6 protein-coding genes are annotated in these 5,023 nt (G+C 61.3%); 5 read left to right on the forward strand and 1 reads right to left on the reverse strand.

The features are described from left to right. On the reverse strand, positions 1–93 hold a 93-nt coding region (locus ACLD1X_RS28865), incomplete at its 3' end, for a hypothetical protein (protein ID WP_429373671.1). A gap of 299 nt (positions 94–392) precedes the next feature. Between ACLD1X_RS28865 and ACLD1X_RS28870 the strand changes: the two genes are divergently transcribed. From ACLD1X_RS28870 to ACLD1X_RS28890, 5 genes are all read left to right on the forward strand, one after another. Continuing rightward, complete coding sequence (locus ACLD1X_RS28870) at positions 393–2,309, forward strand: sigma-54-dependent Fis family transcriptional regulator (protein WP_429373662.1); 1,917 nt, start codon at positions 393–395, stop codon at positions 2,307–2,309. 158 nt (positions 2,310–2,467) lie between these two features. Next, a complete protein-coding gene (locus tag ACLD1X_RS28875) occupies positions 2,468–2,620 on the forward strand; it encodes a Mur ligase domain-containing protein (protein WP_429373664.1) in 153 nt (50 codons plus the stop codon). A gap of 33 nt (positions 2,621–2,653) precedes the next feature. Beyond that, positions 2,654–4,003 carry a UDP-N-acetylmuramate:L-alanyl-gamma-D-glutamyl-meso-diaminopimelate ligase gene (mpl, locus tag ACLD1X_RS28880; protein WP_429373666.1) on the forward strand — a complete coding sequence of 450 codons (1,350 nt, stop codon included), beginning with the start codon at positions 2,654–2,656 and terminating at the stop codon, positions 4,001–4,003. After that, positions 4,000–4,632 carry a flavin prenyltransferase UbiX gene (gene ubiX, locus ACLD1X_RS28885; RefSeq protein ID WP_008022902.1) on the forward strand — a complete coding sequence of 211 codons (633 nt, stop codon included), beginning with the start codon at positions 4,000–4,002 and terminating at the stop codon, positions 4,630–4,632. The genes mpl and ubiX overlap by 4 nt, the downstream gene beginning before the upstream one ends. Beyond that, complete coding sequence (locus tag ACLD1X_RS28890) at positions 4,625–4,909, forward strand: YceK/YidQ family lipoprotein (RefSeq protein ID WP_429373669.1); 285 nt, start codon at positions 4,625–4,627, stop codon at positions 4,907–4,909. Before ubiX ends, ACLD1X_RS28890 begins: the two co-directional genes overlap by 8 nt. The last annotated feature ends 114 nt before the right edge of the window (positions 4,910–5,023 follow it).

Raw genomic sequence — 5,023 nt, forward strand, 5'->3', positions numbered from 1 at the left:
GACAGGCGCGACGAACTCGCCGCCGATGTAGTTACCGTATTTGGCTTTGAACGAAACGATAGCGCCTTCAGTACCGGGGTGAGCGTAACGCATGGTGGTCTCTCCTTGCTTTTGTGCTTATAGGGAGTCGCGCATGTGCGCTTGCTTTAAGCGTAGAGCAAGGGCCGGGCCAGTGCGTTGCATCTCAGGTAAATCAAGACCTTGCGCGATTTTTGTCGGACGGACGGAGCGCGCCTGTGACGCTTTCGGTACAGCCTGGGTGACACTTTGTACCGCTTCTGGCACAGCCTGTGACCGGGTGGTCTTGCAGGCATTGCAATGCGTGCCCGGCTGGAGGATGCTCGGCATCACCTCATGCACGGGACGCCGAGCCCCGGGGAGAATAATAAGAAATGCACGACAACCATTTGAGTCGCCATGCCCAGCAAGTATTGACCGTGACCCAGGGCAAGGCCCACCTGCACGGCCCCGGCAGCGATCCGTCCATTGCCCGTTCCTGGCTGCGCTGCCTTGAGGATTATCACCTCGATCCGGCCCTGAGCATCGCGCCGACGGTGCTGGAACATGGCCGTGTCCTGGAAAGTCGCGAACGCTTGCAGCAGGTGCTGCACATCGCTGGAAATGAAATGACCAGCCTGCACCAGCAACTCTCTGGTGCCGGTCATGCAGTGCTGTTGACCGACGCCCGCGGCGTGATCCTCAACTGCGTCACCGCGCCCGCTGAACGGCAGATTTTCGAGCGTGCCGGGCTCTGGCTCGGTGCCGACTGGAGCGAGGCCTGCGAAGGCACCAACGGTATTGGCACGTGCCTGGTGGAGCGTCAGTCGCTGACCATCCACCAGGACGAACACTTTCGTGGCCGCCACACCGGCCTGACCTGCTCGGCGAGCCCGGTCTTCGATCCCCATGGCGAATTGCTGGCGGTGCTCGACGTGTCGTCGGCGCGGCGCGACGTGTCGCGGCAAAGTCAGTTCCACACCATGGCTCTGGTCAATCTGTCGGCGAAGATGATCGAGAGTTGCTACTTCCTGCGCTGCTTCGACAATCAATGGTTGCTGCGTTTTCACTTGCAGGCCGAGTCTGTCGGTTTGTTCAGCGAAGGCTTGCTGGCGTTCGACGGAGAAGGGCGCATTTGTGCGGTCAATCAGAGCGCGCTGAACCTGCTTGGACACATTCGCGGCGGCTTGCTGGGTAAATCGGTGGAGGCGTTTTTCGATTGCTCGCTCGATGAGCTGCTGGGGCGGGCGAGTGTCAATGCCGCGGCCAGTTGGCCATTGCGTACCCGTGATGGTCGCAAGCTGTTCGCGGTATTGCGTGGTGAGGCGCGGCGGTCGTTGCCGACGCCGATGGTGCCTGTTCCCACGGTTGCACAAGCACCGCGCCTGGCGGGCATTTGCCTGGATGATGCGGCGTTGCAGGCGGACTTCCGCAAGGCCTTGCGCGTCTATGAGCGCGACGTGCCGCTGCTGATCAATGGCGAAACCGGGTCCGGCAAGGAGGCCTTTGCCAAAGCGGTGCACCACGCCAGCCAGCGGGCGGAAAAAGCCTTTGTCGCCCTCAATTGCGCGGCCATTCCCGAAAGCCTGATCGAAAGCGAGCTGTTCGGTTATCGCGGCGGCAGCTTCACTGGCGCCCGCAAGGAAGGCATGCGCGGCAAGTTGCAACAGGCCGACGGCGGGACGTTGTTCCTCGACGAAATCGGTGACATGCCGCTGGCTTTGCAAACACGTTTGCTGCGGGTGCTGGAAGACCGGCAAGTGGTGCCGATTGGTGGCGAACCGGAAGCGGTTAACGTGCGGATCATCAGCGCCACCCACCGCAATTTGCTGGATCGCGTGCAGGACGGCAGCTTTCGCGAGGATTTGTATTACCGGCTCAACGGGCTGGAGGTGGCGCTGCCAGCATTGCGCGATCGCAGTGACAAGTCGCAGTTACTCGACTTTTTACTGTCCGAAGAGGCCGGCACGGAAACCGTGTTGATCGACGGGCCGGCGCGGGAGGCCTTGTTGGGCTTCGCCTGGCCGGGCAACGTGCGGCAGTTGCGCAATGTGCTGCGTACGTTGGCGGCACTGTGTGAGGGCGGGCGGATCGGTCTGGAAGATTTGCCGGCCATGATACGCCAGGCCCGACCGGTGGTAGCGCGGGCCGTTGAAGAGCTGTCGGAGCATCCGCTGGAAGATGCCGAGCGTTTAGCGTTGTTGAATGCGCTGGAGCAGACGCGCTGGCATATGACGCATACAGCAGAGCAACTGGGCGTCAGTCGAAATACCCTTTATCGAAAGCTTCGTAAACACGGAATTGCCCGTTAATCCGAGTCGCGCCATTCGCGAGCAAGCCCGCTCCCACAGGGTATGCACGGTCCCTGTGGGAGCGGGCTTGCTCGCGAATGGCGTCGGTGAGGGCGAAACACAAGGTGCGAATTTCCCCTCCCTAAGCTAACCTGCGGCCATGTTTTACGAGGTCGACTATGCACATTCATATTCTTGGTATCTGCGGCACTTTCATGGGGTCAATGGCGGTTCTGGCCAAAGAGCTGGGCCATCACGTGACCGGCTCCGATGCCAACGTCTATCCGCCGANGGTGAGGGCGAAACACAAGGTGCGAATTTCCCCTCCCTAAGCTAACCTGCGGCCATGTTTTACGAGGTCGACTATGCACATTCATATTCTTGGTATCTGCGGCACTTTCATGGGGTCAATGGCGGTTCTGGCCAAAGAGCTGGGCCATCACGTGACCGGCTCCGATGCCAACGTCTATCCGCCGATGAGTACTCAGCTGCAAGCCCAGGGCATCGAGTTGACCCAAGGCTACGACCCGGCGCAACTCGATCCGGCGCCTGATCTGGTGGTGATCGGCAATGCCATGTCGCGGGGCAATCCGGCGGTGGAGTACGTGCTGAACAAGGGCCTGCCCTATGTTTCCGGCCCGCAATGGCTGGCGGATCACGTGCTGCAAGGTCGCTGGGTACTGGCCGTTGCCGGTACGCACGGCAAGACCACCACCAGCAGCATGCTGGCCTGGGTGCTGGAACACGCAGGCATGGCCCCGGGTTTCCTGATCGGCGGCGTGCCGCAAAACTTCTCGGTGTCGGCGCGGCTGGGCGATACGCCGTTCTTTGTCATTGAAGCCGACGAGTACGACAGCGCGTTCTTCGACAAGCGCTCCAAGTTCGTTCATTACCGCCCGCGCACGGCCATCCTGAACAACCTCGAATTCGATCACGCCGACATCTTCCCGGATCTGCCGGCCATCGAGCGGCAGTTCCATCACTTGGTGCGGACCATCCCGAGCGAAGGCCTGGTGATTCATCCGACCACTGAGCCGGCGTTGCAGCGTGTTATCGAGATGGGCTGCTGGACCCCGGTGCAAACCACGGGTGCCGGCGGTCAGTGGCAGGTCAAGCTGCTCAGTGAAGATGGCTCGAAGTTCGAAGTGATGTTCGAAGGCGTCGCCCAGGGTGTGGTCGAGTGGGACATGACGGGCCAGCACAACGTCGCCAACGCCCTCGCAACCCTGGCTGCTGCACGCCATGTCGGTGTGGTGCCGTCCATGGGCATCGCCGCGTTGAGCGCTTTCAAGAGCGTCAAACGCCGGATGGAGATAGTCGCACAAGTCCGTGGCATCACCATTTATGACGATTTCGCTCACCACCCGACCGCCATCGCCACCACACTCGATGGCCTGCGCAAACGCATCGGCGACGCACCATTGATCGCAATCATCGAGCCCCGTTCCAACTCCATGAAGCTTGGCGCGCACCGTGACGGATTGCCGGAAAGCGTGGTCGATGCCGATCAGGTGATCTGGTACGCACCCGCCAACCTCGGCTGGGACCTGGCGGGCACTGCGGCGCTGTGCACTGTGCCGTCGATTGTCAGTGATTCCCTTGAAGGCATCATCGAGCGCGTGAAGAGCCAGGCCCAACCCGGCACTCACGTGGTGATCATGAGCAACGGCGGCTTCGGCGGCCTGCACGGCAAACTGGCCGAGGCGCTGAAATGAACAACGGCCCGGACCGCATCACCCTGGCAATGACCGGCGCCTCAGGCGCCCAGTACGGTTTGCGCCTGCTCGACTGCCTGGTGCGGGATGATCGTGAAGTGCACTTCCTGATTTCCAAGGCCGCGCAGTTGGTGATGGCCACCGAAACGGATGTCACGCTGCCATCCAAGCCGCAGATGATGCAGGCGTTCCTTACCGAATACACCGGGGCTGCCGCCGGGCAGATCCGGGTGTACGGCAAGGAAGACTGGATGTCGCCGGTGGCCTCGGGTTCCGGCGCGCCAGCGGCGATGGTGGTGGTGCCATGTTCGACGGGTACTTTGTCGGCCATTGCCACGGGGGCCTGCAACAACCTGATCGAGCGTGCCGCCGACGTGACACTCAAAGAGCGTCGGCAGCTGATTCTTGTGCCTCGCGAGGCGCCGTATTCGAGCATTCACCTGGAGCACATGCTCAAGTTGTCGAACATGGGCGTGACAATCCTGCCGGCATCGCCGGGCTTCTATCATCAGCCGCAAACCATCGACGACCTGATCGATTTCGTCGTGGCACGAATCCTTAACCTGCTGAATATTCCTCAGGACATGTTGCCGCGTTGGGGCGAGCATCATCTGACCAGCGATGAATAAGCTACTGGTGGTGGTGCTGGCGCTGCAGTTGACCGGGTGCGCCACGGCGCGGACCCTTGATGCCGCCAAGCCGGGGGCGCCGGTGGTGTACTCGGGGACGCGGCTGGATTTGTATGCGATGAATGGCGGTTGTTGCGCCAAGGACCGTTTCGGCGCCGAAGCACCGAGCTATCCCGGTGTCGACCTGCCGGCGAGTGCGTTGCTCGACACGCTGCTGTTGCCGCTGTCGTTGCTGACGGTGATTGGCGTGAGTTTTCAGGCGACAGGTGGACTGTAGGAGAGCGCTTTGCGCTCTATCGCGAGCAGGCTCGCTCCCACAGGTTTTTCAGAGATTACAAAATTTGCGCACAGCACAAAAACCTGTGGGAGCGGGCTTGAACTGGCCTAATAA

The sequence above is a fragment of the Pseudomonas sp. 18173 genome, assembly GCF_050432945.1.
Taxonomy (GTDB): Bacteria; Pseudomonadota; Gammaproteobacteria; order Pseudomonadales; family Pseudomonadaceae; genus Aquipseudomonas.

Bases quoted from the DNA above. Each gene is read 5' to 3' on its own strand.
- ubiX (WP_008022902.1), top strand. From the start codon at position 4,000: ATGAACAACGGCCCGGACCGCATCACCCTGGCAATGACCGGCGCCTCA.
- ACLD1X_RS28890 (WP_429373669.1), top strand. From the start codon at position 4,625: ATGAATAAGCTACTGGTGGTGGTGCTGGCGCTGCAGTTGACCGGGTGC.
- mpl (WP_429373666.1), top strand. From the start codon at position 2,654: ATGCACATTCATATTCTTGGTATCTGCGGCACTTTCATGGGGTCAATG.
- ACLD1X_RS28870 (WP_429373662.1), top strand. From the start codon at position 393: ATGCACGACAACCATTTGAGTCGCCATGCCCAGCAAGTATTGACCGTG.